Here is a 23,345-nt window from a genome sequence, read left to right as displayed (position 1 = left end):
GTTATGAACCTTTTACTCTCGGTCCGCGCAAGTTCCGGAGTGTGACCGCCCGAAAACGGGAGGGGAGAACGGAGGCCGACGCTAGGGCCAGACGCCCCGAGCGTCGTGCGCGGCGGCGACGCGCCGGAGTGCGACGGCGTACGCGGCCTCGCGCCACGTCGCCGCGCCGTCTTCGAAGTCGCTGCGGACCGCGTCCCACGCGGCGGTCATGTCGCTTTCGAGTTCCTCGTGGACGCGTTCGAGCGACCACGCGCGCCGGTTTATGTCCTGTAACCACTCGAAGTACGAGACGGTGACGCCGCCCGCGTTCGCGAGGATGTCCGGAACGACCGGAATCCCGCGCTCTTCGAGTATCGCGTCTGCGGCGAACGTCGTCGGGCCGTTGGCCCCCTCGACGACGATTCCGGCGTCGACTCGTTCGGCGTTGTCGGCCGTGAGGACGTTGCCGACGGCGGCCGGAATCAACACGTCTACGTCGAGTTCGAGGACGGCGTCGTTCGAGAGTTTCTCCGGCGCGTCGTACGTCATCACGGCTTCGGGTCGCTCCTCGTGGGTGGGCACGTCGCCGACGTCGAGTCCGTCGGGGTCGTAGATGGCTCCGTTGACGTCCGAGACGGAGACGACGTCCGCGCCCCACTCGTCCAACAGGCGCGCGGCGTTCGCGCCGACGCTCCCGAACCCCTGTACGGCGACGGTGACGTCCGAGAGGTCCCGGTCGTAGTAGTCGACGGCTTCGCGGGTGACGATGGCGACGCTTCGCCCAGGCGCGCCGTCTCGCCCCTCGCTGCCGCCGATGACCGGCGGTTTGCCCGTCACGACGCCCGGAACCGTCTCGCGCTCTTGCATCGAGTAGGCGTCCATGAACCACGACATCGTCTGGGCGTCCGTTCCCATGTCCGGTGCGGGGATGTCGGTGTGCGGCCCGACCACGTCGCGGAGTTCCTGCGCGAACCGCCGCGTGAGTCGCTCCGTCTCCTCGTCCGAGAGCGACTTCGGGTCGACGACGACGCCGCCTTTCGCGCCGCCGAACGGGAGGTCCATCACGGCGCATTTCCACGTCATCCACATCGAGAGGCCGACGCACTCGTCGCGCGTCACCGCCGGATGATAGCGGAGTCCGCCCTTGTACGGGCCGCGGACGCTGTCGTGTTGGGCCCGGTAGCCGGTGAACACCTCCAGCGTCCCGTCGTCGCGTTCGACGGGGAGTGTCACCTCGTGGACCGCCCGAGGGTGACGGAGGCGTTCGACGACGTTCCGGTCGATGTCGAGACGCGCCACCGCCACGTCGAGTTGCTTTCGCGCCGTCTCGACGGCGGACTCCTCGCTCGGGTCCTCCTCCGTCTCCGCCGCGGTGGGTTCGGTAGTCGTCCCCATCTCACTCGACCGGCATGCTGCGATTTCGTAACTCGCCTCCGCAGTCGGGACACGTCGCCGGGTTCGACTCTGCTTCGACGACCGTCCCACAGTCGAAACACTCGTACGTGGACAGTGCTGTCGCGTCCGCGGGGCCGTCTTTCCAAGATGTCATAGGTTGCTCGGGCGACCGCCGCCCGTATAGTGAGTAATAGGAATATTAGGATGAACGTGTCCGTTATACTGTGACCCACCTCGACGCATCGGGGTTCAAAGTTCAACCGCGTCGTGCCACTCTCCCCGAGTGTCCGGCGTCTCCGAAGATGACGGCGAACAGTTCACGTTGGACGGTCCGGACGTGTCGGTAGAACGCCGCGGGCGAGATGTCGAGCGTTTCGGCGACGTCCGTCCCCGAGTGTTCTCTCGGGTCCTCGAAGTAGCCGGCGTGGTACGCCGTCTGGACCACTTCGAGTTGTCGTTCCGTCACTCGGTCTAAGACGGCCGCGGTGAACTCGCCGCCGGCCGGTTGCTCTCGGTGGCGCTTCGAACGGAGCGACACGGAGTCGAACGTCCCGGAGAGCAGTTGCGTGACGCTCCGAATCTCGACGCCGTCGGGGACGTCGATGCGGAGGGTGGTCCCCTCGGGCGTCGCTTCCGCGCGGTGCAGGACGACGCCGTGGTTCGCCAGTCGAGACGCGATGAACGGTCGGACGAAACGGAACCAGACGGTTCCGGAGGACCCGTCGCTGGCGACGACGCGGTAGTCGGCTATCCCGGGCGCGTTCGCCGCGGCGGCCTCGACGTCGTCCATCGACGCGCCCTCGACGGTCGCAAAGAGCGAATCGTCGTCGTCGGTCCGCCGCACCCCCGAGACGACGGACAGCGAGCATCCGGCGCGTTCGGCCACCTGCGAGAGGGGAAAGCCGTCGCCGGAGACGGCGTACTCGGCGCGGGTGACGGCCGTGGTCAAGAGCGCCGCCTTCCGTTCGACGGCGCTTATCGCCGAGGCCACCGTCTCTCCGAGTTCGCTCATCACCGTTTGGACCATCCCGTCGAACGCGGCGGGACGGTCGGCGTACACCGCCAGAACCCCGTACGAGACGCCGTCGTACGACAGGGGGACGGCGAGGACGGACTGGAAGTCGCGTTCGAGTGCGGCGCGCCGCCACGGGGTCTCTCGGAGGTCCGTCGCGACGTTCGAAACCGACGTCTCCTCGCCCGTCGCGGCGGTCGAACACGCCGGTTCTCCGTCGGCATCGACCGCGAGAGAGACGTCTTCGAGGTAGCCGCGTCCGTCCCCGCGTTCGACCCGCGAGACGAGACGCTGCGACCCGGGGCCGACGGACCCGACCCACGCGAACTGGTACCGTTCGTCCGCGGTCAGTCGCTCACAGACCGCGCGTTCGACCTCCTCGCGCGTCTCGGCGCGGATGACCGACTGATCGACTTCGCGGATTATCTCGTTGACCCGGTTCAGCGAGACGAGACGCTCGTTTCGCCGTTTCAGTTCGCGGTCCTGTTTCCTGAGTTGCGACTGGCGGTTCACCCGGTCCAGCGCCGCCTCAGCGGTGGTCGCCAGGAGGTCGGCAATCTCGCGGTGGACGTCGTCGAACGCGCCGACGGTATCGACGCCGGCGACGAACACGCCGTGGTCGCCCAAAGAGAGCACGACGACGCTCCGGAGGTCGGTCGCCGGGTTCGAGAGGAGCGGAGAGTCGTGCACGTCGTCGAAAAACAGCGGTTCTCCGGTGACGAACGCCCGGCCGACGAGTCTCGACTCGGTCGGGCGAAACGACGGTAACGGTCCGTACAGGCGGTCCATCGCCGCGGTGTGGGCGACGGGTTCGAGGCGGTTCTTCTCGGCGTCGAACAGGAAGACGGCGCTGGCGGCACAGCCGAGTATCTCCGCCGCGTCGTCGACGACGTGGTGGGCGATTTCGCGCGCCGTCTCGGCGTACTGGAGTTCGCCGGTCGTCCGGTGAAGCCCCGTGAGGGCCTCCTCTCTCTGTTTTCTCGTCGTCACGTCGCGGCAACTGTAGAGCGTCGTCCCGCCCTGAATCGACACCTCGCGGACGTTGACCAAGAGCGTGTGTTCCTCGCCCGCTTTGTCCGTCGCCGTGCACTCGACGTTCGTCAGGACGCCCGACTCGGCGAGTTCGGCCTCCTCGAACAGGTCTTCGCCCAAAAGCTCGTCGATGGTCCCGAGTTCGCGTATCTCCGCGTCCGTGTATCCGAAGATGAAGTGAACGTTCGGACAGACGTAGGTGAACTCGCCCTCGTCGTCGGTGATGAGGACGGTGTCGGTCATGTTGTTGAGCGTGACGCGGTGCAGTTCCTCGGAGGCGCGGAGTTCGCGCGCCAGTTCGACTCGCTCGGCCACGTCGGCGGCGGCGGCCACCGTCCGGTCGCGGACGTACGCCCCGAACGCGGGCGTGTCGGCCGGGACGTACTCCGTCGCCCCCGCGGCGGTGGCGTCGCGGGCGAGCGATTCGCTCCCGGAGTCGGTACAGAAGACGATGGGGAGGTCGGAGGCCGCCGCGCGGAGGTCCGAGACGGCGTCGACGCTCGGTTCGGACCTCGCCACGACGACCGCGTCTGTCCGCCCGGCGGAGAGTCGTTCGCGCGCGTCCGCGACGTTCTCGACCCGGCGGACCGACGCGGCCGACTCCAACTCCGCTGCCGCCGGTTCGGCCCAGTCGGGGCCGCCGACGAAGACCACCCGCGGGAGAGATTCGGCGTCCGGTGTCGCATCCATATCCCCCGCGTTCGGCGGCGCGCCTCAAAACTCCGCCGTCACGGCCGTCGCGGGACGAACTCGACGCCTCGCGGAGAAAAACGGGTCGCGGTGCGTCGTCGTTACGCCGAGTCGACGGTGTCTGCCACGTCTTCGAAGACGTCGTCGGGGCTCTGTTCGCCGTCGATTTCGACGAGGACGCCCTCGTCGCGGTAGTGTTCGACGACGGGTTCGGTGTTCTCCTCGTAGACGCGGAGGCGTTCGCGGACCGTCTCCTCGGTGTCGTCGTCCCGTTGGACGAGGCGTTCGCGGACCTCCTCGTCGTCGGGCATATCGAACTCGGTGTGGTAGATTTCGTCGGTCTCGGGGTCGAGGCGGCGGCCGGTGAGTCGCCGGACGAGTTCCTCCTCGCTCACGTCGAGGTAGAGAACCGCGTCGAGGTCCGTGATCGACGTGAGGTACTCCGCTTGGTCGATGTTCCGCGGATAGCCGTCGAGGACGTAGCCGTCGGCGTTCGAGAGCGCTTCCTTCACGATTTCGTTGACGACTTCGTCGGGGACGAGTTCGCCCGCGTCCATGTACGCCCGCGGCGTGTCGAACTCGGTGTCCATGTGACCGATGTCCATGTCCTTGTTCGCGCGCAGGGCGTCGCCCGTCGTCACGTGTTCGAGGTCGAACTCCTCGGCGAGTCGCTTGCTCTGTGTCCCTTTTCCGGCACCGGGGGCACCCAGTAGGAGAATGTGCTTGCCCATACGAACCCCATCCGACCCCGTCCGTATAACGTTGAAGAAAGCGTCCGTCCTTTCGGGACCGGCCGAGACGGAGTCGCGAATCAATACATTGAGTGTCCCGCGCGCGGACCGAACCGACAGATGTCGGACGCGACGCCTTCGAACGCCTCCCGTGTCGCCGCGCGGCCCAGTCGCGCGCGGCCGCCCCGCCACCCGTGAGTCGGAGTCTGCGGGTCGGTCGGCGTGCGAAAGCCGCCGCCCCGGGACTCGTCGTCCTCGCGGCACTGGCCGGACTCGCCCGCCTCGTCGCCGACGCGGTGCCCGGCCTGAACGCGCTTCTCCTCGCGGTCGGGTTCGGTGCCGTCGTCGCAAACACCGTCGGCGTCCCCGCGTGGGCCGACGCGGGCGTCCGGTTCCGCGGCCCCCTCCTCGAAGCCGGAATCGTCCTTCTCGGCGCGCGCATCGCCTTCGGCGACCTGGTCGCCACCGGCCCCGTCGTCCTCGGACTCGCCGTCGCCGCCGTCGTCGTCGGGATGGCTCTCGTCGAACTTCTCGCTCGGCGAGTGTTCGACCTCAAGCGCAAGACCGCGTCGCTTCTCGCGGCCGGTGCGAGCGTCTGCGGCGTCTCCGCCGCGACGGCCATCGCGGGCACCATAGACGCCGACGGCGAATCGCTGGCGCACGTCGTCGCCGCCATCCTCCTTTTCGACGCGGTGACCCTCCTCGCGTTCCCCGTCGCGGGCGACCTGTTGTCGCTTTCGCCGCGGCAGTTCGGCGTCTGGGCCGGACTCAGCATGTACAGCACCGGTCCGGTCACCGCCGCGGGGTTCGCACACTCGCCGGCGGCCGGGCAGTGGGCGACGGTGACGAAACTCGCTCGGAACGCGCTCTTGGGCGTCGTCGCTCTCTGGTACGCGTTCCGCTACGCCGACCGAACCGCCGAGTCCGGCGCGGCGTCGCTTCTGGACGGCGTCCCCAACTTCCTCGCGGGGTTCGCGTTCGTCGCTCTCGCCGCGAACGCGGGCCTTCTGTCGGCGGCGACGCTGAACGCGATAGAGGTGACGAGCGACGCCCTCTTCGCTCTCGCGTTCGCGGGACTGGGTCTGGACGTGCGACTCGAAGCGATGCGGGAGGCGGGGTTGGCTCCCGTCGCCGTCCTCGCCGTCTCCCTCGTCGTCGTCTCCGCCGCCGCGCTACTCGCGGTGACGACGCTGCTTTGACCGACGGCGGCGTTTCCCCCCGTTTTTCCACGGTCGGCGACGAAACGGACGATATGACGCGATTCGACGCCGCCGACCCGAGAGAGCGACAGAAACTGTTCGCGGACGCCTTTACCGCCCACCGCGAACGCGCCAGCGCGTTCGTGACCTTCGAAGTCGAACACGAGGGAGCCATCGACGGGGAAGACGAGTCCGCGCCGTGGGTGCAGTTCGCCGACCAGACGTTCAACGTGGACGTGACCGACGAGGAACTCGACCGCCTGAAGTCGATGCTCGACGAGTTCCCCGAGTTCCGCATCGACCAGATGGAGTCGCCCGAGTCGGCGGAGGGCACGAACGTCCGCATCACCGCACGCTCGGACGCGAACCGCCTCGCGGCGTTCGTCGACCGGACGTTTCGGGCGGTGTACGGGCGCGGCGAGGACTACCGCGCGTGGGTCGCGGCCGTCTGAGTTCCCTCCGATACTCCCGTCCGGCCTCCGGTCGAACCGCCGACAGGATATTTGTCGGCCGCCGCCGTACCGACGGTATGTCACCGACAGGCGTTCCCGCAGACGGCGTCACCCCCGAGAAAGTCGGCGTCGACGCGGAGTCGCGGATGCTGGACGCGGGCGACGTGACTCTCCACGCCGTCGTCGCCGGACCTGACGACGGCGCGCCCGTCGTCCTCATGCACGGTTTCCCCGAGTTCTGGTACGGATGGAAAGAGCAGATAGAACCGCTCGCAAACGAGGGCTACCGCGTCGTGGTCCCCGACTTACGGGGGTATCACCTCAGCGACAAACCCGACCAGGTATCGGCGTACGCGCCCGACGAACTCGCGGGCGACGTTCTCGGACTGCTCGACGCACTCGAACTCGAAGACGCACACGTCGTCGGCCACGACTGGGGGGGCTTTCTCGCGTGGTGGGTCGGACTCCACCACCCAGAACGCGTCCGGACGCTCTCGGTTTTGAACATCCCGCATCCGACCGCCTTCCGCCAGGCCATCTACCACGACTGGGAGCAACGACTCAAGAGTTGGTACGTCCTCTTCTTTCAACTCCCGCGAGTGCCGGAGGCCGTCGCCTCGGCGACGAACTACCGACTGCTCACCCAGATGATGCGGCGGTCCAGCAACCCGGGGACGTTCAACGTGGCAGACTTCGACTGTTACCGCGCCGCGTGGCGGCGGCCCGGCGCGTACCGCGCGATGCTGAACTGGTACCGCGCCATCGCCCGGGCGAACCCCCGTCCGCGGACCGAACGGTGCGAACGCCCGACGCTCGTTCTCTGGGGCGCACAGGACGACTATCTCTCTCGGTCGCTGGCGTTAGAGAGCGTCCAGTACTGCGATACCGAACACCTCGTCGTCCTCGACGACGCGACGCACTGGGTCCACCACGAAGAACCCGTCCGCGTTCGCAGCCAACTGACGAAGCACTTCGAGATGGAGCGGTTCTGAGCGGTCCGCGGAGGCGTCGAACCGCCATCTGTAACCACCCAGTCAACTTAGCGACTTTCTTAACCCTCCGCGAGAGACGTGTAACCGACGCGGGGCATGACCCTGTACGAACCCGGGACTGGATGACCCCGATTCTGCTCTCGTCCCCGCGTCCTTCATGAGTCGGTCGGGTCCCGCCACCGCGGGCCCGACTGTTTTCTCTCCGCCGAGCGACCGTTCGAACCGGCCGGCTCTCTTCGAACCTTCGACAACGGCACGTTGAAACCGGTGGCCGACGACCCACTCGCATGACCGACTTCGGAAAGGTGGACCGCGCGTTCTTCGACGAGTACATCTACCCGAACCTCGGCGCTGACCGCGACGACGTGGCTCTCGGGCCGACGCACGGCGTCGATTTCGGACTGCTCGAACTCGGCGGGCGCGCAGTCTCCATCGCGACGGACCCCGTCTCTCTCCTCCCGGGTCTCGGGTTCTGTCGCGCCGGACGCTTCGCGCTCGACTTCGTCCTCGCGGACGTGGCCGTCTCCGGCCTCGCGCCCTCGCACCTGGCTATCTCCTTTACGCTCCCGCCCGAGATGACAGACGAGGAGTTCGCCGCCGTCTGGGGGTCGATACACGAGGAGGCAGAAGACCTCGGCGTCAGCGTCGTCACGGGCCACACCGCGCGCTACGCGGGATGCGAGTTCCCGTGGGTCGGCGGCGCGACGGCACTCGGCGTCGGTGACCCCGCGGACGTGGTCCGACCGGACGGCGCGCGCGTCGGCGACGATATCCTCGTCACCAAAGGCCCCGCGGTGGAGGCGACGGGACTTCTCACGACCCTCTTTCCCGACCAGTTCGACCTGCCGAGAGAGACGCTCGACGCCGCGCGGGCCCGCCTCGACGAGGTCAGTTGCGTCCGCGACGCGATGACGGCCGCCGCGGCGGGCGACGTCCACGCGATGCACGACGCGACCGAGTGCGGCGTCTTCGGCGCGTTGAACGAAGTCGCGGCGGGCGCCGGCGTCCGATTCGACCTCTCTCTCGACGAGATTCCGGTGCGTCCGGGCGTCCGAGAGACGTGCGACCACCTCGGTATCGACCCGTGGGCCGCGACGACGGGCGGAACGCTCGTCCTCGCCGTCCCGCCCGCGGAGACGGACGCCGTCGTCTCGGCGCTCGAATCCGAGGGGACGCCCGTCGGCGTCGCCGGGCGCGCCGCGGAGGGGTCCGGCGTCTACGCGGACGGCGAACGGGTCGAACACCCCGACGTGGACCCCTCGTGGGCCGCCTACGACGACCTATCGCGGAGGGCGGGAGAGTCGTGACCCGATTCGAGGTCGGAGACGGCCCGCAGACGCTCTCTGCGGCCCGCGAACTCGACGCGGCCGACCCCCTCTCGGGGCTGAGAGACCGATTCGCGGTCGACGAGGACGAACTGTACGTCGACGGCAACTCGCTGGGTCTCCTCTCGACGGACGCCGAAGACGCCTTAGACCGGGTCGTAGCGGAGTGGAAGCGACTCGGTGTCCGCGGGTGGACCGAGGCCACTCCGCCGTGGTTCACCTACGGCGAACGACTCGGAGACCGACTCGCGCCTCTCGTGGGGGCGGCCCCCGAGGAAGTGGTTGTCGCGAACTCCACGACGGTGAACATCCACACTCTCGTCGGGACGTTCTACGACCCAGAACGCGGCGAGGAGATTCTCGTCGACGAGTTGGACTTCCCGACGGACCACTACGCCGTCCGCGCGCAACTCCGCGCCCGCGGCATCGACCCCGACGACGCCCTCCGCGTCGTGGAGAGTCGAGACGGCCGCACCATCGAGGAGGACGACGTGATAGCGGCCATCGACGACGACGTGGGGATGGTGTTTCTCCCGTCGGTCCTCTACCGGAGCGGCCAACTCCTCGATATCGAGCGAATCGCGGAGGCCGCACGCCGGGCGGGTGCGACGGTCGGATTCGACCTCGCGCACTCCGTCGGCGTCGTCCCGCACGAACTCTCGGAGGCGGGCGTCGACTTCGCCGTCTGGTGTCACTACAAATATCTCAACGCCGGACCGGGTGCGGTCGCCGGACTGTACGTGAACGACCGCCACTTCGGGGAGACACCGGCGCTGGCGGGATGGTGGGGTCACGACAAGGAGACGCAGTTCGAGATGCGGCGGACGTACACGCCCGCCCGGTCGGCGGGCGCGTGGCAGATAGGGACGCCCCCCATCCTCTCTGCGGCGCCTCTCGACGGCGCACTCGACGTGACGGAGGCCGCCGGTATCGAGACGCTCAGATCGAAGTCCGTCGCGCTCACCGACTTCCTCGTCGGTCTGGTGGACGACCGACTGCCGGAGTGCACCGTCGGGACGCCGCGGGAGGCGGAGAGACGCGGGGGCCACGTCGCAATCGAACATCCCGAGGGCTACCGCGTGACCGAGGCGTTGAAAGACCGGGGAGTCGTCGCGGACTTCCGACCGCCGAACGTCGTTCGCGTCTGCCCGTCGCCGTACTACGTCGGGTTCGAGGACGTGTTCCGCGTCGTCGAACGGTTCGAGGAGGTTCTGGAGACGGAGGCGTACGAGCGGTACGACCCCAGAGACGGCGGCGTGACGTAGTTCGGCGGGCGGGTGCGGTCGGCCAGGGCGTTCCTCACCAGTCGACGACCTGCTTGTCGCGCCAGAACTTCCCTGCGGGACTGCCCGGTTCGAATCGAGAGAGCCAGACGGGCGTCTCTGCGCCCTTCGTCACCGACCGGTCGGCGTCCTCGCCGCCCATCTCGGTGCGGACGTAGCCGGGACACGCCGAGTTCGCGACGAGTCCGTCTTCGGCGTACTCGCCGTGGAGGTACGCCGTGAGACCGTTCAGTCCGGTCTTCGAGACGCGGTAGGCGGGCGACCCGCCGGACTGGGGTTCGTTCAGCGCGCCCATGTTCGAAGAGACGTTGACGACGCGGCCGCCGTCGGTCTGGAGGAGGAGCGGAACGGTGTGCTTGCAGACGAGCATCGGCCCGCGGAGGTTCGTAGAGAGCGTTCGGTCGATGTCGGAGACGGACTCCGAGACGATGTCGTTGTCGAACTCGCCGACGCCGGCGTTGTTGACGACGATGTCGAGACGACCCGCCGCGGAGAAGATGTCGTCCGCGGCGTCGGATATCTCGCCTTCTTGGGTCACGTCCACGAGGAGATGCTCCCACTCGTCGGGCACGTCGTGCGTGATGCTGCGCGTCGCCGCGAACACCGTCGCGCCGAGGTCGTACAGTTGCTCGGCTATCTCGCGGCCGAGGTCGCGGTTCGCGCCCGTCACGAGGGCGACCTGTCCGTCCAACGAGTCGTATAACTCGGGTCCGTCGTCGCTCATCGCCCGAGTCGAAGTGGCGATAGCGGAAGGGGGTTGCGCTCTCGGGCGACCGGCGGTCACTCGACGACGACGCGCAGGGGGTCGAACGCCGACCCGGTCCACCGGTAGGCGTTCAGGCGCCCGTCCGGAGAACAGACGAGGTAGACGTACCCGCTCCACGTCGCCCGTTCCCTGTCTGCGTCGCTCGGAACCGGTTCGGACTCGGGGTGACTGTGGTAGAAGCCGACCACGTCGCGTCCCTCAGCGTCTATCGATTCGAGGGTTCGGAGCGTCTCTTCCGGGTCGAGTTCGTAGGCGACGCGGCGGTTCTCCGCGACGTTCCGCACGCGCCGGACGGACCGAACACGGTCCGGGCTTGCCCCCGGTTCGTTCGCGCGCGTCCCCGCGAGGACGCCGCACACCTCTCTCGGCGGGCCGTCGTTCGCGCCCTCGCGGGCGTGCGAGAGAACCGCGTCCCGTGCGTCCGAGTCGAAGACGAGTTTAGCTTTCGTCGAAGTCACGGCGCATCGCGATTTCGAACCACGGACAGAGGCGAAGTTGTCGGTACCACTCGGGGTGGTCGTGGAGGTGGTCGTAGTCCACCCAGAGCATCCCGGCGATTTCGTCTTCGTCGGGGTCCAGAGAGGTGTCTTCGAGCGTCACCTTCAGCACGGCGCACACCTCCCACTCCAGTCCCGCGTTCTCGTAGTAGCGTTTGTACTCGAAGCGGTCGGTCACGCGCAGGTCGTCGTACTGGTCGGGCGTGATGCCGAGTTCCTCTTCGAGACGCTGTTCGGTCGCTTCCTCTTGGGTCTGGCCCTGCACGGGGTGAGAGGCGACGGTGCCGTCCCAACTGGTGTCCCACAGGCGCTTGCCGGGCGCGCGTTGGGCGAGGAGGAGTCGCCCCTCGCCGTCGAAGACGAGACAGGTGAACGCGCGGTGGCGAATCCCCTCGCCGGTGTGCGCCTCCAGTCTGTTCACCAAGTCGAGTTCGTTGTCGTCTTCGTCGACGGCGATGACGTCCTGATTCGCGTTCGCGTGAGGTTCCTCCGAGGAGTCAAAGTCGGAGTCGGCGGCGTTCCCGCCCTCGTCTGCGCTCATACTCCGTCAATCGGTAAGGTGGGTCAAGGACTCTTCGATGCGCGTTCGCGCTCTCACCTCGCGACGGGCGCTGTTTCGAACGTCGTAATCGCGGCTCTCGGCCGTTCCGTGCCCGTCGGCCGTCGTCGCTCTCTCGGGTCCGGCCGAGCGGGCGCCTTCTGATTCCTCTTGTGGCAGAAGAACAAAGCGTCGGCGCCTCGACTCACGAGACGTGCTGGCCGTTGATCTTCACTCGCACACGCGCTTTTACCACGCCCATCCGGGGCGTCCGACGTGGTACGACGCTCTCGGATTAGACCTGTTGACCGGGGCCGCGAAACGGCGCGGACTCGACGCCGTCGCGGTGACGAACCACGACTACGCGTACTCGGCGGACCGTTCGTTTCCGACGGTTCCGGGCGTCGAGATATCGACGACGCTCGGTCACCTCGTCGTCGTCGGTCCGAACCCGCCGAGTCGGACGACTCCCGGCGAACTCGAACCGAACGAGGCGGTCGAACTGGCCCACGACAGAGGCTGTGCGGCCATCTTGGCGCATCCGTACCGAAACGGGACGCTTCTGGACTCCGACGCCGAGTTCGACGCGATCGAACTGAACGGGAAGAACCCAGAACACGTCGTACAGACGCGAGAACTCGCGGAGCGACTCGAACTACCTCTCGTCGGCGGGAGCGACGCCCACTTCCCGTTCGAGGTGGGCCGCGCGTACACCCGCGTCGACGCCGACGCGCCGACCCCCGAGGCGGTGGCCGAAGCGATTCGCGACGGAGACGTCGAACCCGTCGTGAAACTCGGGCGAACCCACAAACTGCTGGACAAGGCGTACAACGCCATACACCGGCGGAAGGCCGCCCTGCGCCGTCGCCGTCGCGACTGAGCGACTCTTACGGCGACCGTCCGAGGCGTTCGTCGAGGATGAGTCGCGTCTTCGTGCTCTTTACCTCCGCCAACTCCCGGGCCTGCGTGATGAGTTCGTTCACCGCGCGCGTGTCCGCGGCGTCCACGACGAGGACCACGTCTTCCTCGCCCGACACCTGCCAGACGAAGTCCACCTCGTCCCACTCGGCCATCCGGTCGGAGACGGCCGTGGTGTCCACGTCGACCGCGACGGACACCTCTATCATCGCCTTGATGTTGCCGGTGTGGGTCGCGACGGTGAATCGCTCGATGACCTCCTCGTCTATGAGGCGTTCGACCCGGTTTCGGACGGTTCCTTCGGAAGTTCCCACCTGTTCTGCAATCTCCGTGTACGGGGTCCGGGCGTCCCGTCGGAGGATGTCGAGGATTCGGCGGTCGAGGTCGTCCATGTTCTCTGTCACTCCCCGCACGACTTACAGATTACGAATTTCGTAATCTGGCTACGAAAGCAACACTTATAGCCCCGGAATTCGTGTGTTTCTCGTAATGTCGGACGCCTACTTGGCCCTGGAAGACGGCCGCGTCGTCGAAGCGCGTGGTCGCGTTCCGGGATACACACGTGGCGAACTGGTGTTTACGACCGCGTACACGGGATACGAAGAGAGCCTGACCGACCCCTCGTACGAAGAACAGGTCCTCACGTTCTCGTACCCGCTCATCGGGAACTACGGCGTCCGAGACGAGCGGTTCGAATCCGACCGCGTCCACCCGCGGGCCGCAATCGCTCGCGAGTTCACGGACGACGTCGCGACGTGGCTGGACGACGAGTCCGTGCCCGCCATAGACCACATCGACACCCGCGAACTCGTGACGGCCATCCGCGAGGAGGGCGCGATGAAGTGCGGTATCGCCGTCGGGGACGACGTGACGCCCGAAGACGCGAAAGAGCAACTCGCGAAATGCAAAGGCATGAGCGAACACGTCGACATCGGCGCGCAGGTCAGTACGGCCGAACCCGTGACCTACCGCGCCGGGGGCGACGCCCACGTCGCTCTCATCGACTGCGGCGCGAAGGGCTCTATCGTCGATTCGCTCCTCGAACGCGACGCCGACGTCACCGTCCTCCCGTACGACGCGACGCCCGAGGACGTGGCGGAACTGTCGCCGGACCTTCTTTTCATCTCGAACGGTCCCGGCGACCCGGCGAACTTCACGCAGGCACAGAGCCTCGTCGAGGAGTTCGTCGGCGAGGTTCCGCTCGCGGGCATCTGCCTCGGCCAACAGGTCGTCGCCCGCGCACTCGGCGGCACCACGGAGAAGATGGACTTCGGCCACCGCGGCGTGAACCAGCCGGTTCGTGACGTGGAGTCGGGGAAAGTCGTCATGACCACCCAGAACCACGGCTACACCGTCGGCGAACCCGGCGACCTGAGCGTGTCGCAGATCAACGTCAACGACGGCACCGCCGAAGGACTGGAGAACGAGGACTTAGACGTCATCACCCGCCAGTACCACCCCGAAGCCCACCCCGGCCCGAACGACTCGCTCGACTTCTTCGACGACGTCCTCGCGATGACGGGCGCAACCGAACAGACCACAGTCGTTTCGTCGGACTGACCACCCTACCTGACGCACCACCGGCGGACGGACGGCTCCCGACGCTTTCTTTTCGGCTCCGACGCGGGAGCGACGGCGCCCTCAGACAGTGTGTTCGTCTCGCACGGACGACGGCCGATATCGTGTCCGCGCCGACACGAAAGCGACTACGTCAGGTCCGCTTCCATCACGAACGTCGGCTGTTCGGCGACGTCCGCGCGGGCGACGGCGGCGTCGGTCACCCACTGGGGCCCCTCGGGGACGAGGACGCGCGTTCTGTCGGCGTCCACCGAGGCGGCGTCGCGGGAGACGGCGGCGACGACTGCGCGGGCGGCGTCCTCGTCGTCTCGCGCCCACGCGCCGACGGCGTACTCCGCCCACGTCTGCGTCTCGCCGTCGTCGCTTTCCCTGTCGTACGTCCGGTTCCGGTACGCGAACCCGCGGGTGCCGCCCGCCCGGACGACGAACAGTCGCCCCTCGTCTGCGGCGTCGTGGAGTCTTTCGCGGGTGAGTTCCGAGAGCGCCCACGTCTCGTCTGGGTCCGAGACGAGTCCCCGCAGGTCCGTCCGCACGTCGCTGCCGGTCCAAAACGACCACGCGGCGTCCGGGTCGGCGTCGTCGCCCGTCTCGACGCTGAGTTCGGAGTCCGCGTCCGCGTCGGGCCGGGGGTGGACCCACCGGAACTCGATACCGGGGTCGTAGCCCGTGTCGCGGGTGAGACCGAGGCTGGCGACGTTCCACGAGAAGATCATGTTGCGAACGACGGACGCGCCCGCCTCGCGGGCGAATCGGAACGTCGCGTCGCTCAGACGCTTCGCGACTCCGCGCCCCCGAAAGTCGGGGCTGACGCGCATCCCTTGCGCCCACGCCTCGAACGGAGAGAGCATCGTCACTTGCACGATGCCCCCGAGTTCCGTCGTCGGCGGGTCGGATCCGACGTCCGCGACGAACGTCTGGCGCGTCTCGCCGTCGTCGTCGGCTATCCAGTCGTGGTAGACGTCGCCGATGTAGTCGTCGACGCCGCGGTCGGTCCACGTATCACTCGTGAACGCCGCCACGGCGTCGTAATCCTCCGGGCGGGCGGGGCGGACGAGAACCGCCTCGCCCGCCTCGTCTTCGTACTCGTAGGCGGGTCGGTCGGTCATCTCACCGGGTCACTCCCACGGGACGGAGCGCTCTCTGAGTTCGCCCGAAAGAGAGCGAGTCATCGCGCTCGCCGGGTCGTCGAGGTTCGCGAGCGCCCACATCAGTTTCACCTTCGCGGTGCCGGGGAGGGTGTCGCCCGCCTCGACGACGCCCGCGTCCAACAGGTCGCGGCCGGTGTCGTACACTCGGTCGCAGACGCGGCCGTCGAGGCACTGACTCGTCATCGCGACGACGACGCCGTCCGCTATCAGGTCTTCGAGCACCGGGATGAAGTCGGTGTGGACGTGTCCGAGTCCCGTCCCCTCGACGACGAGTCCGTCCAAGTCGGCGTCTTTCAGGAACTCGCCGTAGCGTTCGACGTCCATGCCGGGCGTGAACTTCAGGAGGTCGACGTCCTCGGAGAGGTCGGGTGACAGCGACAACTCGACGTCGCCGCGTTCGGCGTGGTCGCGGCGGAACCGAACCTCCTCGGTGTCGTAGTCGACTTCGCCGAGCGGTTTCGCGCCGACCGTCTCGAAGGCGTCGCGTCGGGAGGTGTGGTTCTTGCGGACGCGGGTGCCGCGGTGAAGCGCACAGGCGTCGTCGCTCTCCGTGGCGTGCATGCAGACCAGCACCTCCGCGCAGTCGGATTTGGCTGCTTCGACCGCGCAGACGGCGTTCATCACGTTGTCCGAGGAGGGGCGGTCCGCGGAGCGTTGACTCCCCGTGAAGACGACGGGCACGGGCGTCTCGAGCATGAAAGAGAGCGCCGACGCGCTGAACTGCATCGTGTCGGTGCCGTGCATGACGACGACGCCGTCGGCACCCGCCGCTATCTCCTCGCGGACGGCCTCCGCGAGGTCGGTCCACACCGCGGGCGTCGCGTTCTCCGAGAGGATGTTGGCGACGACGCGGCCGCGGTAGTTGGCGCGCCCCGCGAGGTCGGGGACGGCCCGAAGCACGTCTTCGGCGTCGAACTGCGCGGTCACCGCGCCGGTTCGGTAGTCCACGGTCGAGGCGATGGTCCCGCCGGTGGAGATGAGAGACACCGTCGGGAGGTCGTCGTCGAACTCGATTTCGGACGCCGACGAGGAGTCGGTCTGTGCTTCCGCGACGTCGTACGCGTCGCGTTCCAGTACTTCCACGTCGGCGTCGTCGCGGTCGATACCGACGTTGTATCCGCCGTCGAGTTTGACGACGAGATGCTCCGGCGTCGACGACGGCATCAACACGCCCTCGTTGGCGACGCCCGCGCGTTCGACGCGGACGCGGTCCCCTGCGTTCATATCGCGAGGTACCGCCGGGCGAGACTTGAAACCACCTTTTCGACGCGGCGGCCGCGGCAAAAGAGCCATGTTCCGGGCCGCCCCACGGTTCGGTATGCAACGAAGCGACGAGACGGAGTCCGCGTCCGCCTCTACCTCCGTCTCCGCCTCCGATTTCGGCCTCGACGGGTTCGGTACCGACTCGGGCGACGACGGCGTCTCCGCCTCGGGGTCGACCGGCGGCGGAAGCCGATTCGGGCGGGCGTTCTCGCCGAAGTCGTTCGCCGTCGTCCTCTGTCTCTCGGTGGCGGGACTGTTCGTCGGCGGCGCGATTCCCGTCGTCGGGTTCGTCGGCCGGTTTCTCGGCCTGTTCGTCGTCGGATTCGCAGTCGGCCTCGTCGCGTCCCGGCGGCGCTATCTCGAAGTCGGCCTCGCGGGCGCTTTGGCATCCGGACTCGCGTTCGTCCTCTCGACGCTCACCGCCGCCTTCGCTCCGTTCGCCGTGGACTTCCTCGCGGAGTACGGCGTCGCACTCGCCGGGATGGGCGCGGGCGCGGGTCTGTTGGCGTCGCTGGCCGGACACTACTTCGGACGCGACTTACGCGCCGGGCTGACCCGAGATATCTGAGTTCTCAGCGAGACGCGACGACCCACCCGTCGTCGTCGCGGGTGACGAGTCCGCGCTCCGAGAGATGTTCGAGCGACCGTTCGACCGACTCGGGCGCGGCGTTGACTTCGTTCGCGATGCTTCGGACGGTCTGTGCTCCGCCCGCCACCGCCGCGAGCACCTCCGCGTAGAACCGGCTGTCGCCGTCCGAACCGATTCTGTCGCTCAGTCGGTCCAACACGTCGGTCATCCGGCCGTGAACCCACCGTTGGGCCAAGGAGAGTTCGTTCTCTAGCTCCTCCAGTCGCCCGACTTCGCGCGCTAAGTCGGCCACGTCGTCGGCCTCTTCTTGCGGAATGTCGAACGAGACGTGCGGGCACCGCCCGGTCATGTCGAGACTCGGATTCGCCGGGTAGGCCGACTTCGCCCCGAACCCGTACGGAGAGACGTTGACCTCGAGTCGCAGGTTCCGCGAGATGTGGAAGTACTTTCGGCGCTGGTCGTCTGTTCGCGACTCGATGAGACCGGTGTCCTCTAGCTTCCGGAGGTGGTCTATGACCGCCTTCGGACTGACGCCGAGGTACTCGCTGATCTCCGTGACGTAGCACGGTTTGTGGGCGAGAAGCCGGAGTATGCGCCGGCGGTTCTCGTTCCCGAGAAGGTCCAGGAGCACCGCGGAATCCATAACCGTAGGTAAATCATCAACACTGAAAAGGTTGCCCCCACGAGGGTGGGCTGTCAGACGTTCGCACGTCGCCGCCGTCCCCCGACTTGCGGCGCGGCGGTCACAGCCGACGGCGAGACGCTACTCCGTCGAGTCGCCGAGTCGGTCGAACGTCCGCGCGGCGAGTGCGACGGACGCAAACGACAGGGCGACGGTGATACCAGCGAGCAGGAGGCCGGGGTCGTATTTGAGCGGCGGGTAGAAGCCGAAGCCGTAGTCGTACACGTCGTTGACGAGAGCGAGGACCAACGCGACGGCGAGAGCCTTGCGGGTCGTCCGCCCGTAGTACGGTATCAGCGCCGCCTCCGCGAGAAACAGGAGGTGCGTCAGCATGATTCCCCAGTAATCCCAAAGCAGGGCGGGCGTGAAACCGACGTAGAGGTCCGGGCGGAGGTTCAACGCCACGGCGGTCCAGACGCCGTACTTCACGAGCCAGACGAACGCCAGCGTGTGAATCACGGCCAGAACGCGGTTGTTCGGCGCGTCGGTCACGGGCTTTCCGAGATGCGGCAGAAGCGTCGCGAGCGAGAGCGTTCCGAGCGCCACCGCCGCCGGCGAGTCGCCGAAGAGCGGGTACAGAAGGGAACTCACGTCCGCCAGCGAGGGCTCCGAGTGGACGTAAAAACTGACGCCGACTAAGAACGCGCCGGCGTTGACCACGAGGAGCCAGCCGAGACTCGCGCCGTTTCCGAGGTAGTACTGCACCCACCGCACCGGGAACGGGCGACGGAGTCGGTTCGCGCGCGTCGTCTCCGCCGTCTCGTCGTCGGCCATCGGTCCCACGAACGACCGGCGCGCGAAAGAAGGTGTCGTGTCGGCCCGCGCCCCGACGAGGGCGGCGGACGCTTCGGGTGGCGCCGTTGCGGTCGTCCGCACACCGTCTGGAACGAAGAGTAGTTACCCCTCGCGGCCCACCCTCCGAACATGCAAGCTGCGCTCGTTATCCTCGACGGCTGGGGCCTCGCGAACCACGACCGACGCGACGCGGTGTCGGCGGCGGAGACGCCGAACTTCGACCGGTACGTACAGGACGGCGCGTCCGGGTCACTCTCCGTCTCCGGCCGTCGCGTCGGCCTCCCCGAGGGCCAGATGGGTAACAGCGAGGTGGGCCACCTCAACATCGGCGCGGGGCGCGTCGTCAAGCAGGCGTACACCCGCATCAACGACTCCATAGACGACGGGAGTTTCGAGGAGAACGACGCGATAAACGGCGCGTTCGACCACGTCGAGGAGACGGGCGGCCGCGTCCACTTCATGGGCCTCGTCAGCGCGGGCGGCGTCCACTCCCAGCAGTTGCACCTGCACGCACTCATCGAACTCGCGGCGGACCGAGGCGTCGACGCCGTCACGCACGCGTTCACCGACGGGCGCGACACGGACCCCCAGAGCGGTCTCGGATACATCGAGGAACTGGAGTCCGCCGTAGAGCAGAACGGCACGGGCGACGTGGCAACCGTCTCCGGGCGGTACTTCGCGATGGACCGCGACCGAAACTGGGAGCGGACGAAGCGCGCCTACGACGCCATCGTCGAGAGGGAGGCCGAACACGAGGCACCGACCGCCACCGAGGCGGTCAGACAGTCGTACGACCGCACCGAAACCGACGAGTTCATCGAACCCACGCTGGTCTCGGGTCGCCCGGCGCTGGACGACGGCGACGCCGTCTTCTTCTTCAACTTCCGACCTGACCGCGCCCGACAGATGGTCAGCATGCTCGCGGACCTGCGTCCGGAGGACCTCCCCTTCGAGATCGACCCGCCGAACGTCCACCTCGCGACGATGACCGAGTACGACGAGACGTTCGAGTTCCCCGTCGCGTACCCCCCGGAGGACCCGAAAGACACGCTCGGCGAGGTTCTCTCGCGGGAGGGCAAGACGCAACTTCGCCTCGCGGAGTCCGAGAAGTACGCTCACGTCACCTACTTTCTCAACGGCGGCCGCGAGGTGAAGTTCGACGGCGAGATTCGACGCATCGTGGAGAGCCCGGACGTGCCGACGTACGACATGCAACCGGAGATGAACGCCGAAGAGGTGACAGACACCGCCATCTCCGTCATCGACTCCGAGGACCCGGACGCGCTCGTGCTCAACTACGCGAATCCCGACATGGTCGGCCACACGGGCGACTTCGACGCCGCCATCGCCGCGGTCGAAGCGGTGGACGAGCAGTTGGGCCGCCTGGCGACCGCCGTCCGACGCGCGGGCGGGCACCTCCTCCTCACCGCAGACCACGGGAACGCAGACGACATGGGGACCGCAGAGAGTCCCTTCACCGCGCACACGACGAATCCGGTTCCGTTCGTCTACCTCGCGCCGGACGGCACGGACGGCGGCCGGCGCGTCCGCGCCGACGGGTCGCTCTGTGACGTCGCGCCGACGATGTTGGAACTGATGGATATCGACCAACCCGAGACGATGACCGGCGAGTCGCTCCTCGACTAGTCGAACCGCTCTCGGCTCTCTCCGTTGTCGGTCTCTCGTCTGCCGCCCGCGTCAGGCGGCGTCCCCGTCTCGGGTTCGCTCGCCGTACCACTCGTAGAGCGTCGGTGCCACGAGAACCGCCGCGACGAACGCCGTCGCGGCGGCGAGCCGAACGTCCATCGCCCCGGCCACGTCGCCCGCGGCGAGCGTCTCCGCCGACGCGCCCGCGAGGACGCCCGCGAGCGCCCACGGCGTCTCTCCGACGGCCGTTCCGACGACGAACGCGCGGAGGCGCACGCCGGAGACGCCCGCGGCGACGGAGACGACGTCCGACGGCGCGGGGACGAGTCTGCTGGCGACGACGCTCCGAACGTCGCCGGTCCGTTCGACGAACGCCTCTCCGGCGGCGGCGACTCTGCTCTCGCGCCCGACGCGTCTCGCAAAGAGGAACGGCGGAACGCTCGTGAGGACGATGAGAGCGAGAGCGAAGGGGACGCCGACGACGCCGAACGCGTATCCGACGACGACGGCCAGAATCGTCGTCGGCCACGCGAGAAGCGGTCGGACGAGTGCGAGACAGACGGCCGCGGCGACGAACCGCGTCGGGTCGGCCGTCGCCCACGCCAGACGGTTGAGGGCGGCGTCCGGCGAGGTGACCGCGGCGGCGACGAGAACGGCCGCCAGCACGCCGCCGACGCCGACTCGCACCCCGAACCGTGGTCGTCGCATCGTCTCTCCTTCGCTCGCGCCCCGATATACGCCTTGTGTCTCGTCAGACGCTCAGTGCGAGGGTTCGAACCGGCCGCGCGACGCGAGCACGCTGCGTTTTTGGTCTCGCACCGCGCAGATGGAGGCGTAGCCGTGTCCGACGACGATTCCGAGGCCCACCCCGACCTGTCGGCGTTCGCCACGGAGAGCGACGGCAGCGAAAGCGAGCGTCGAGAAGAGAGCGTTCGTCCGGCGTCCGAGTCGGCAGAGAACGCGGTCGACGTGCGAGCGATGGACGCGACAGAGCGCGTCGAACTCGGCGTGGAACTGCTCGCACATCTCGAATCCGAATCCCTCCCGCTCTCCGACGCCGTCGACAGAATCGAGACGGTGACGACGAACCCGACGCTGACGCGCGACATCTTGGACGCCGCCGAACTGCGCGGCGTCATAGACCGCGAGGACGGCAGAATTCGGACGCGCCGCGGCGGGACGTACGTCGAGTTCGAGAGTCAGGTCGTCGAGCGAGACGGCGAGTTCGACTGCCGTCGCTGCGGTGCGAGCATCTCGACGGGGCATTTCGTTCGCTTCGAGGCCGGCGAACTCGGTCCGTTCGGCTCCTCGTGCGTCAGAAAAGTGCTCGGCCGCGACTGACCGCGTCTACCTGCCGCGGCGCAGTTCTTCGATGAGTTGCTCGATGAGTTCCTGTTGGCGGCGAATCTCCTCGCCCTGCGCTTCGACCGTCTCGCGAAGCGCCGCGACTTCGTCGACGAGTGCGTCGTCGTCGACCGGACCCGCCGACTCGAACCCCGAATCCGCGAACCCCGCCTCGACGCTGTCTGCGGCCTCCGTGTCGGGCGTGCTCGGTTGGGCCTGCTGGACCGGGGGGCCCTGCTCGCCCTCGTCGTCGGCCTCGGACGCCCCGGTCGATTCTTCTTCGGCGGTGTCCGCGCGCACTGCCTGTGCGGCCGCCGCGCTTCCCTCGGCGACTCCGACCGATTCCGCCGCGTCCGGCGCGTCCGGAGCGTTCGGCGCGTTCGGCGCGTTCGGTGCGTTCGGTGCGTTCGGCGCGTCTTCCGCCCGCGTTTCGGACGCGTCGTCCCGCGTCGCGTTCTTCGGTTCGTCCGACAACTCCGCCGGATTCGCGCTCAGAGGGTCCGGCCCGTCGCCGAACGACACCTCGCTCGTCTCTGCGGGGTCCTCGTCCTCGGGTTCGTTGGCGGCGCGGAGTTCGTCGAGCGTCGAGACGCCCCAGTACCCGAGCAGCGTCGATTCGAGAGCTTCTCGGACCGCGCGGGCGTCTTCGTTCGGCGTCTTGAACCGCTCCTGTCGGCCGCCGACGGTGAGGACGACGGAGGTGGCGACGCTGCCGTTCTCGAACGTGAGGTCCGTCACGTCCTCGTAGCGGTACTCCTCGTACTCTTCGTCCCAGAGACCGCTCCCGATGTGCCTGACGACCCGCGCGCCCGCGACGACGAGCGTGAGTTCGCTGAACCTGAACAGTCGCTCCATCGACTCCTCCTCGTCGAGGATTCCGTTCGCCTTGAGGACGCCCTCCACGATGGGGTGGAGCGCTCGGTCGAGATGCTTCGCCGGGAGTGCGAACGTCTCCGACCCGTCGAGACCGTAATCGAGCGTCACTTTCGCTTTCCGTCGGCCCTCGGAGACCGTCACTCGCTCTGCGTCGTGGGGGTACTCCTCTACGGACTCGTCCGAGAGGAGACCTTCGGCCCTGTAGACGAACGTCCGCGTCGGCGTCGCGTACAGTTCGTCTTCGCCGCCGAGACCGATGCGTGCGACAACGGTCTCCCCGCCCAGGGCGGATTGGACGATCTGCGGTTGACTCATAGATTCGTTGTCCCCGTGCCTGTTGATAAATCCGCGGGTGATCAGCCGTGTCACGAGGTGTGCTGACATGGAATCAACCGGAGACGGATGAGAAGGTTAAAGAGACTCATCGCACAACGAGAGAGTGAGCCCGGGTGGCTTAGCTGGACATAGCGCCGCACTCATAGGGTTTCTGAGATTCGGTGCGGTATCGCCTTGGAAGCCTCCGCGTGCAATCGGGGCCCGCCGAGCCTCGGACCTGAGTCATGCGGAGATCGCGGGTTCGGAGCCCGCCCCGGGCATTCTCCCGACCGTTACAC

The 23,345-nt window shown here is 67.7% G+C and carries 24 protein-coding genes and 1 tRNA gene; 11 read left to right on the top strand and 14 right to left on the bottom strand.

Annotation, left to right across the window (positions count from 1 at the left end):
• Positions 1-81: 81 nt before the first annotated feature.
• The 4 genes from gdhB to BM167_RS09730 form a co-directional block, all read right to left on the bottom strand.
• A complete protein-coding gene (gene gdhB, locus BM167_RS09740) occupies positions 82-1,374 on the bottom strand; it encodes a glutamate dehydrogenase GdhB (RefSeq protein ID WP_092891933.1) in 1,293 nt (430 codons plus the stop codon).
• Between the two features lies 1 nt (position 1,375).
• Positions 1,376-1,528, bottom strand: a complete 153-nt coding sequence (locus BM167_RS18125) for a rubrerythrin-like domain-containing protein (protein WP_143095491.1) — start codon at positions 1,526-1,528, stop codon at positions 1,376-1,378.
• A gap of 102 nt (positions 1,529-1,630) precedes the next feature.
• Positions 1,631-4,108: a bacterio-opsin activator domain-containing protein gene (locus BM167_RS09735; RefSeq protein WP_092891931.1), complete on the bottom strand. Its 2,478-nt coding sequence runs from the start codon at positions 4,106-4,108 to the stop codon at positions 1,631-1,633.
• A 101-nt stretch (positions 4,109-4,209) separates the two neighbouring features.
• Positions 4,210-4,839, bottom strand: a complete 630-nt coding sequence (locus BM167_RS09730) for an adenylate kinase (RefSeq protein WP_092891929.1) — start codon at positions 4,837-4,839, stop codon at positions 4,210-4,212.
• A 206-nt stretch (positions 4,840-5,045) separates the two neighbouring features.
• On the opposite strand from BM167_RS09730, the gene BM167_RS09725 reads away from it, so the two are divergent.
• The 5 genes from BM167_RS09725 (at position 5,046) to kynU (ending at position 10,072) form a co-directional block, all read left to right on the top strand.
• Complete coding sequence (locus BM167_RS09725) at positions 5,046-6,038, top strand: YeiH family protein (protein WP_092893064.1); 993 nt, start codon at positions 5,046-5,048, stop codon at positions 6,036-6,038.
• 53 nt (positions 6,039-6,091) lie between these two features.
• Positions 6,092-6,490, top strand: coding sequence for a DUF7975 family protein (locus BM167_RS09720; RefSeq protein ID WP_092891927.1), 399 nt, complete (start codon positions 6,092-6,094; stop codon positions 6,488-6,490).
• Between the two features lie 77 nt (positions 6,491-6,567).
• Positions 6,568-7,482 (top strand): alpha/beta fold hydrolase, encoded by a 915-nt coding sequence (locus tag BM167_RS09715; RefSeq protein WP_092891925.1) that lies wholly within the window; start codon positions 6,568-6,570, stop codon positions 7,480-7,482.
• Between the two features lie 287 nt (positions 7,483-7,769).
• Positions 7,770-8,789, top strand: coding sequence for an AIR synthase family protein (locus BM167_RS09710; RefSeq protein ID WP_092891923.1), 1,020 nt, complete (start codon positions 7,770-7,772; stop codon positions 8,787-8,789).
• Positions 8,786-10,072, top strand: coding sequence for a kynureninase (kynU, locus tag BM167_RS09705; protein ID WP_245781338.1), 1,287 nt, complete (start codon positions 8,786-8,788; stop codon positions 10,070-10,072). The genes BM167_RS09710 and kynU overlap by 4 nt, the downstream gene beginning before the upstream one ends.
• Before the next feature lie 34 nt (positions 10,073-10,106).
• Here the strand turns inward: kynU and BM167_RS09700 are convergent, their stop codons facing one another.
• The 3 genes from BM167_RS09700 to BM167_RS09690 are packed head-to-tail and all read right to left on the bottom strand — an operon-like array spanning position 10,107 to position 11,894.
• On the bottom strand, positions 10,107-10,814 hold the full coding sequence (locus tag BM167_RS09700) for an SDR family NAD(P)-dependent oxidoreductase (RefSeq protein ID WP_092891921.1): 708 nt from the start codon (positions 10,812-10,814) through the stop codon (positions 10,107-10,109).
• Between the two features lie 56 nt (positions 10,815-10,870).
• Positions 10,871-11,314, bottom strand: coding sequence for a desampylase (locus BM167_RS09695; RefSeq protein ID WP_092891919.1), 444 nt, complete (start codon positions 11,312-11,314; stop codon positions 10,871-10,873).
• Entirely contained in the window at positions 11,295-11,894 is a 600-nt protein-coding gene (locus tag BM167_RS09690; protein WP_092891917.1) for an NUDIX hydrolase, read from the bottom strand. Before BM167_RS09690 ends, BM167_RS09695 begins: the two co-directional genes overlap by 20 nt.
• A 211-nt stretch (positions 11,895-12,105) precedes the next feature.
• Here BM167_RS09690 and BM167_RS09685 point away from each other — a divergent pair, with 211 nt between their 5' ends.
• A complete protein-coding gene (locus BM167_RS09685; protein ID WP_092891915.1) occupies positions 12,106-12,771 on the top strand; it encodes a PHP-associated domain-containing protein in 666 nt (221 codons plus the stop codon).
• Between the two features lie 7 nt (positions 12,772-12,778).
• Here the strand turns inward: BM167_RS09685 and BM167_RS09680 are convergent, their stop codons facing one another.
• Positions 12,779-13,201: an Lrp/AsnC family transcriptional regulator gene (locus BM167_RS09680; RefSeq protein WP_092893062.1), complete on the bottom strand. Its 423-nt coding sequence runs from the start codon at positions 13,199-13,201 to the stop codon at positions 12,779-12,781.
• Between the two features lie 97 nt (positions 13,202-13,298).
• On the opposite strand from BM167_RS09680, the gene carA reads away from it, so the two are divergent.
• Positions 13,299-14,369, top strand: a complete 1,071-nt coding sequence (gene carA / locus BM167_RS09675; protein ID WP_092891913.1) for a glutamine-hydrolyzing carbamoyl-phosphate synthase small subunit — start codon at positions 13,299-13,301, stop codon at positions 14,367-14,369.
• A gap of 146 nt (positions 14,370-14,515) precedes the next feature.
• Here carA and BM167_RS09670 read toward each other — a convergent pair whose 3' ends face one another.
• Together BM167_RS09670 and gatD are read right to left on the bottom strand one after the other, a co-directional pair.
• Positions 14,516-15,493, bottom strand: coding sequence for a GNAT family N-acetyltransferase (locus tag BM167_RS09670; RefSeq protein WP_092891911.1), 978 nt, complete (start codon positions 15,491-15,493; stop codon positions 14,516-14,518).
• A 9-nt stretch (positions 15,494-15,502) separates the two neighbouring features.
• Positions 15,503-16,759 (bottom strand): Glu-tRNA(Gln) amidotransferase subunit GatD, encoded by a 1,257-nt coding sequence (gene gatD, locus BM167_RS09665; RefSeq protein WP_092891909.1) that lies wholly within the window; start codon positions 16,757-16,759, stop codon positions 15,503-15,505.
• A gap of 94 nt (positions 16,760-16,853) precedes the next feature.
• On the opposite strand from gatD, the gene BM167_RS09660 reads away from it, so the two are divergent.
• Positions 16,854-17,366, top strand: a complete 513-nt coding sequence (locus BM167_RS09660; protein WP_092893060.1) for a hypothetical protein — start codon at positions 16,854-16,856, stop codon at positions 17,364-17,366.
• Between the two features lie 4 nt (positions 17,367-17,370).
• On the opposite strand, the gene BM167_RS09655 is transcribed toward BM167_RS09660, so the two are convergent.
• Entirely contained in the window at positions 17,371-18,030 is a 660-nt protein-coding gene (locus BM167_RS09655; RefSeq protein ID WP_092891907.1) for an ArsR/SmtB family transcription factor, read from the bottom strand.
• Positions 18,031-18,150: 120 nt separating this feature from the next.
• Positions 18,151-18,843 carry a DUF1405 domain-containing protein gene (locus BM167_RS09650; protein WP_092891905.1) on the bottom strand — a complete coding sequence of 231 codons (693 nt, stop codon included), beginning with the start codon at positions 18,841-18,843 and terminating at the stop codon, positions 18,151-18,153.
• Between the two features lie 150 nt (positions 18,844-18,993).
• Here BM167_RS09650 and gpmI point away from each other — a divergent pair, with 150 nt between their 5' ends.
• On the top strand, positions 18,994-20,511 hold the full coding sequence (gpmI, locus tag BM167_RS09645; protein WP_092891903.1) for a 2,3-bisphosphoglycerate-independent phosphoglycerate mutase: 1,518 nt from the start codon (positions 18,994-18,996) through the stop codon (positions 20,509-20,511).
• A 51-nt stretch (positions 20,512-20,562) separates the two neighbouring features.
• Here the strand turns inward: gpmI and BM167_RS09640 are convergent, their stop codons facing one another.
• On the bottom strand, positions 20,563-21,219 hold the full coding sequence (locus BM167_RS09640) for a TVP38/TMEM64 family protein (protein ID WP_092891901.1): 657 nt from the start codon (positions 21,217-21,219) through the stop codon (positions 20,563-20,565).
• 270 nt (positions 21,220-21,489) lie between these two features.
• Here BM167_RS09640 and BM167_RS09635 point away from each other — a divergent pair, with 270 nt between their 5' ends.
• On the top strand, positions 21,490-21,852 hold the full coding sequence (locus BM167_RS09635; protein ID WP_092893058.1) for a DUF5830 family protein: 363 nt from the start codon (positions 21,490-21,492) through the stop codon (positions 21,850-21,852).
• 6 nt (positions 21,853-21,858) lie between these two features.
• Here the strand turns inward: BM167_RS09635 and BM167_RS09630 are convergent, their stop codons facing one another.
• The gene (locus BM167_RS09630; protein ID WP_177213329.1) at positions 21,859-23,046 is read right to left on the bottom strand and encodes a DUF7115 domain-containing protein; all 1,188 of its coding nucleotides are present in this window, start codon (positions 23,044-23,046) and stop codon (positions 21,859-21,861) included.
• A gap of 128 nt (positions 23,047-23,174) precedes the next feature.
• On the opposite strand from BM167_RS09630, the gene BM167_RS18475 reads away from it, so the two are divergent.
• Positions 23,175-23,327, top strand: a tRNA-Met gene (locus BM167_RS18475).
• Positions 23,328-23,345 lie beyond the last annotated feature (18 nt).

Origin of the sequence: Halopelagius inordinatus (genome assembly GCF_900113245.1) — an archaeon.
GTDB classification, from domain to species: Archaea; Halobacteriota; Halobacteria; order Halobacteriales; family Haloferacaceae; genus Halopelagius; species Halopelagius inordinatus.
The sequence above is the reverse complement of the archived record's forward strand: the minus strand, read 5'-3'. Positions and strand labels throughout refer to the sequence as shown.

Bases quoted from the DNA above. Each gene is read 5' to 3' on its own strand.
- gdhB (WP_092891933.1), bottom strand. From the start codon at position 1,374: ATGGGGACGACTACCGAACCCACCGCGGCGGAGACGGAGGAGGACCCG.
- BM167_RS18125 (WP_143095491.1), bottom strand. From the start codon at position 1,528: ATGACATCTTGGAAAGACGGCCCCGCGGACGCGACAGCACTGTCCACG.
- BM167_RS09735 (WP_092891931.1), bottom strand. From the start codon at position 4,108: ATGGATGCGACACCGGACGCCGAATCTCTCCCGCGGGTGGTCTTCGTC.
- BM167_RS09730 (WP_092891929.1), bottom strand. From the start codon at position 4,839: ATGGGCAAGCACATTCTCCTACTGGGTGCCCCCGGTGCCGGAAAAGGG.
- BM167_RS09720 (WP_092891927.1), top strand. From the start codon at position 6,092: ATGACGCGATTCGACGCCGCCGACCCGAGAGAGCGACAGAAACTGTTC.
- BM167_RS09715 (WP_092891925.1), top strand. From the start codon at position 6,568: ATGTCACCGACAGGCGTTCCCGCAGACGGCGTCACCCCCGAGAAAGTC.
- BM167_RS09710 (WP_092891923.1), top strand. From the start codon at position 7,770: ATGACCGACTTCGGAAAGGTGGACCGCGCGTTCTTCGACGAGTACATC.
- BM167_RS09700 (WP_092891921.1), bottom strand. From the start codon at position 10,814: ATGAGCGACGACGGACCCGAGTTATACGACTCGTTGGACGGACAGGTC.
- BM167_RS09690 (WP_092891917.1), bottom strand. From the start codon at position 11,894: ATGAGCGCAGACGAGGGCGGGAACGCCGCCGACTCCGACTTTGACTCC.
- BM167_RS09680 (WP_092893062.1), bottom strand. From the start codon at position 13,201: ATGGACGACCTCGACCGCCGAATCCTCGACATCCTCCGACGGGACGCC.
- carA (WP_092891913.1), top strand. From the start codon at position 13,299: ATGTCGGACGCCTACTTGGCCCTGGAAGACGGCCGCGTCGTCGAAGCG.
- BM167_RS09670 (WP_092891911.1), bottom strand. From the start codon at position 15,493: ATGACCGACCGACCCGCCTACGAGTACGAAGACGAGGCGGGCGAGGCG.
- gatD (WP_092891909.1), bottom strand. From the start codon at position 16,759: ATGAACGCAGGGGACCGCGTCCGCGTCGAACGCGCGGGCGTCGCCAAC.
- BM167_RS09660 (WP_092893060.1), top strand. From the start codon at position 16,854: ATGCAACGAAGCGACGAGACGGAGTCCGCGTCCGCCTCTACCTCCGTC.
- BM167_RS09655 (WP_092891907.1), bottom strand. From the start codon at position 18,030: ATGGATTCCGCGGTGCTCCTGGACCTTCTCGGGAACGAGAACCGCCGG.
- BM167_RS09650 (WP_092891905.1), bottom strand. From the start codon at position 18,843: ATGGCCGACGACGAGACGGCGGAGACGACGCGCGCGAACCGACTCCGT.
- gpmI (WP_092891903.1), top strand. From the start codon at position 18,994: ATGCAAGCTGCGCTCGTTATCCTCGACGGCTGGGGCCTCGCGAACCAC.
- BM167_RS09640 (WP_092891901.1), bottom strand. From the start codon at position 21,219: ATGCGACGACCACGGTTCGGGGTGCGAGTCGGCGTCGGCGGCGTGCTG.
- BM167_RS09635 (WP_092893058.1), top strand. From the start codon at position 21,490: ATGGACGCGACAGAGCGCGTCGAACTCGGCGTGGAACTGCTCGCACAT.
- BM167_RS09630 (WP_177213329.1), bottom strand. From the start codon at position 23,046: ATGAGTCAACCGCAGATCGTCCAATCCGCCCTGGGCGGGGAGACCGTT.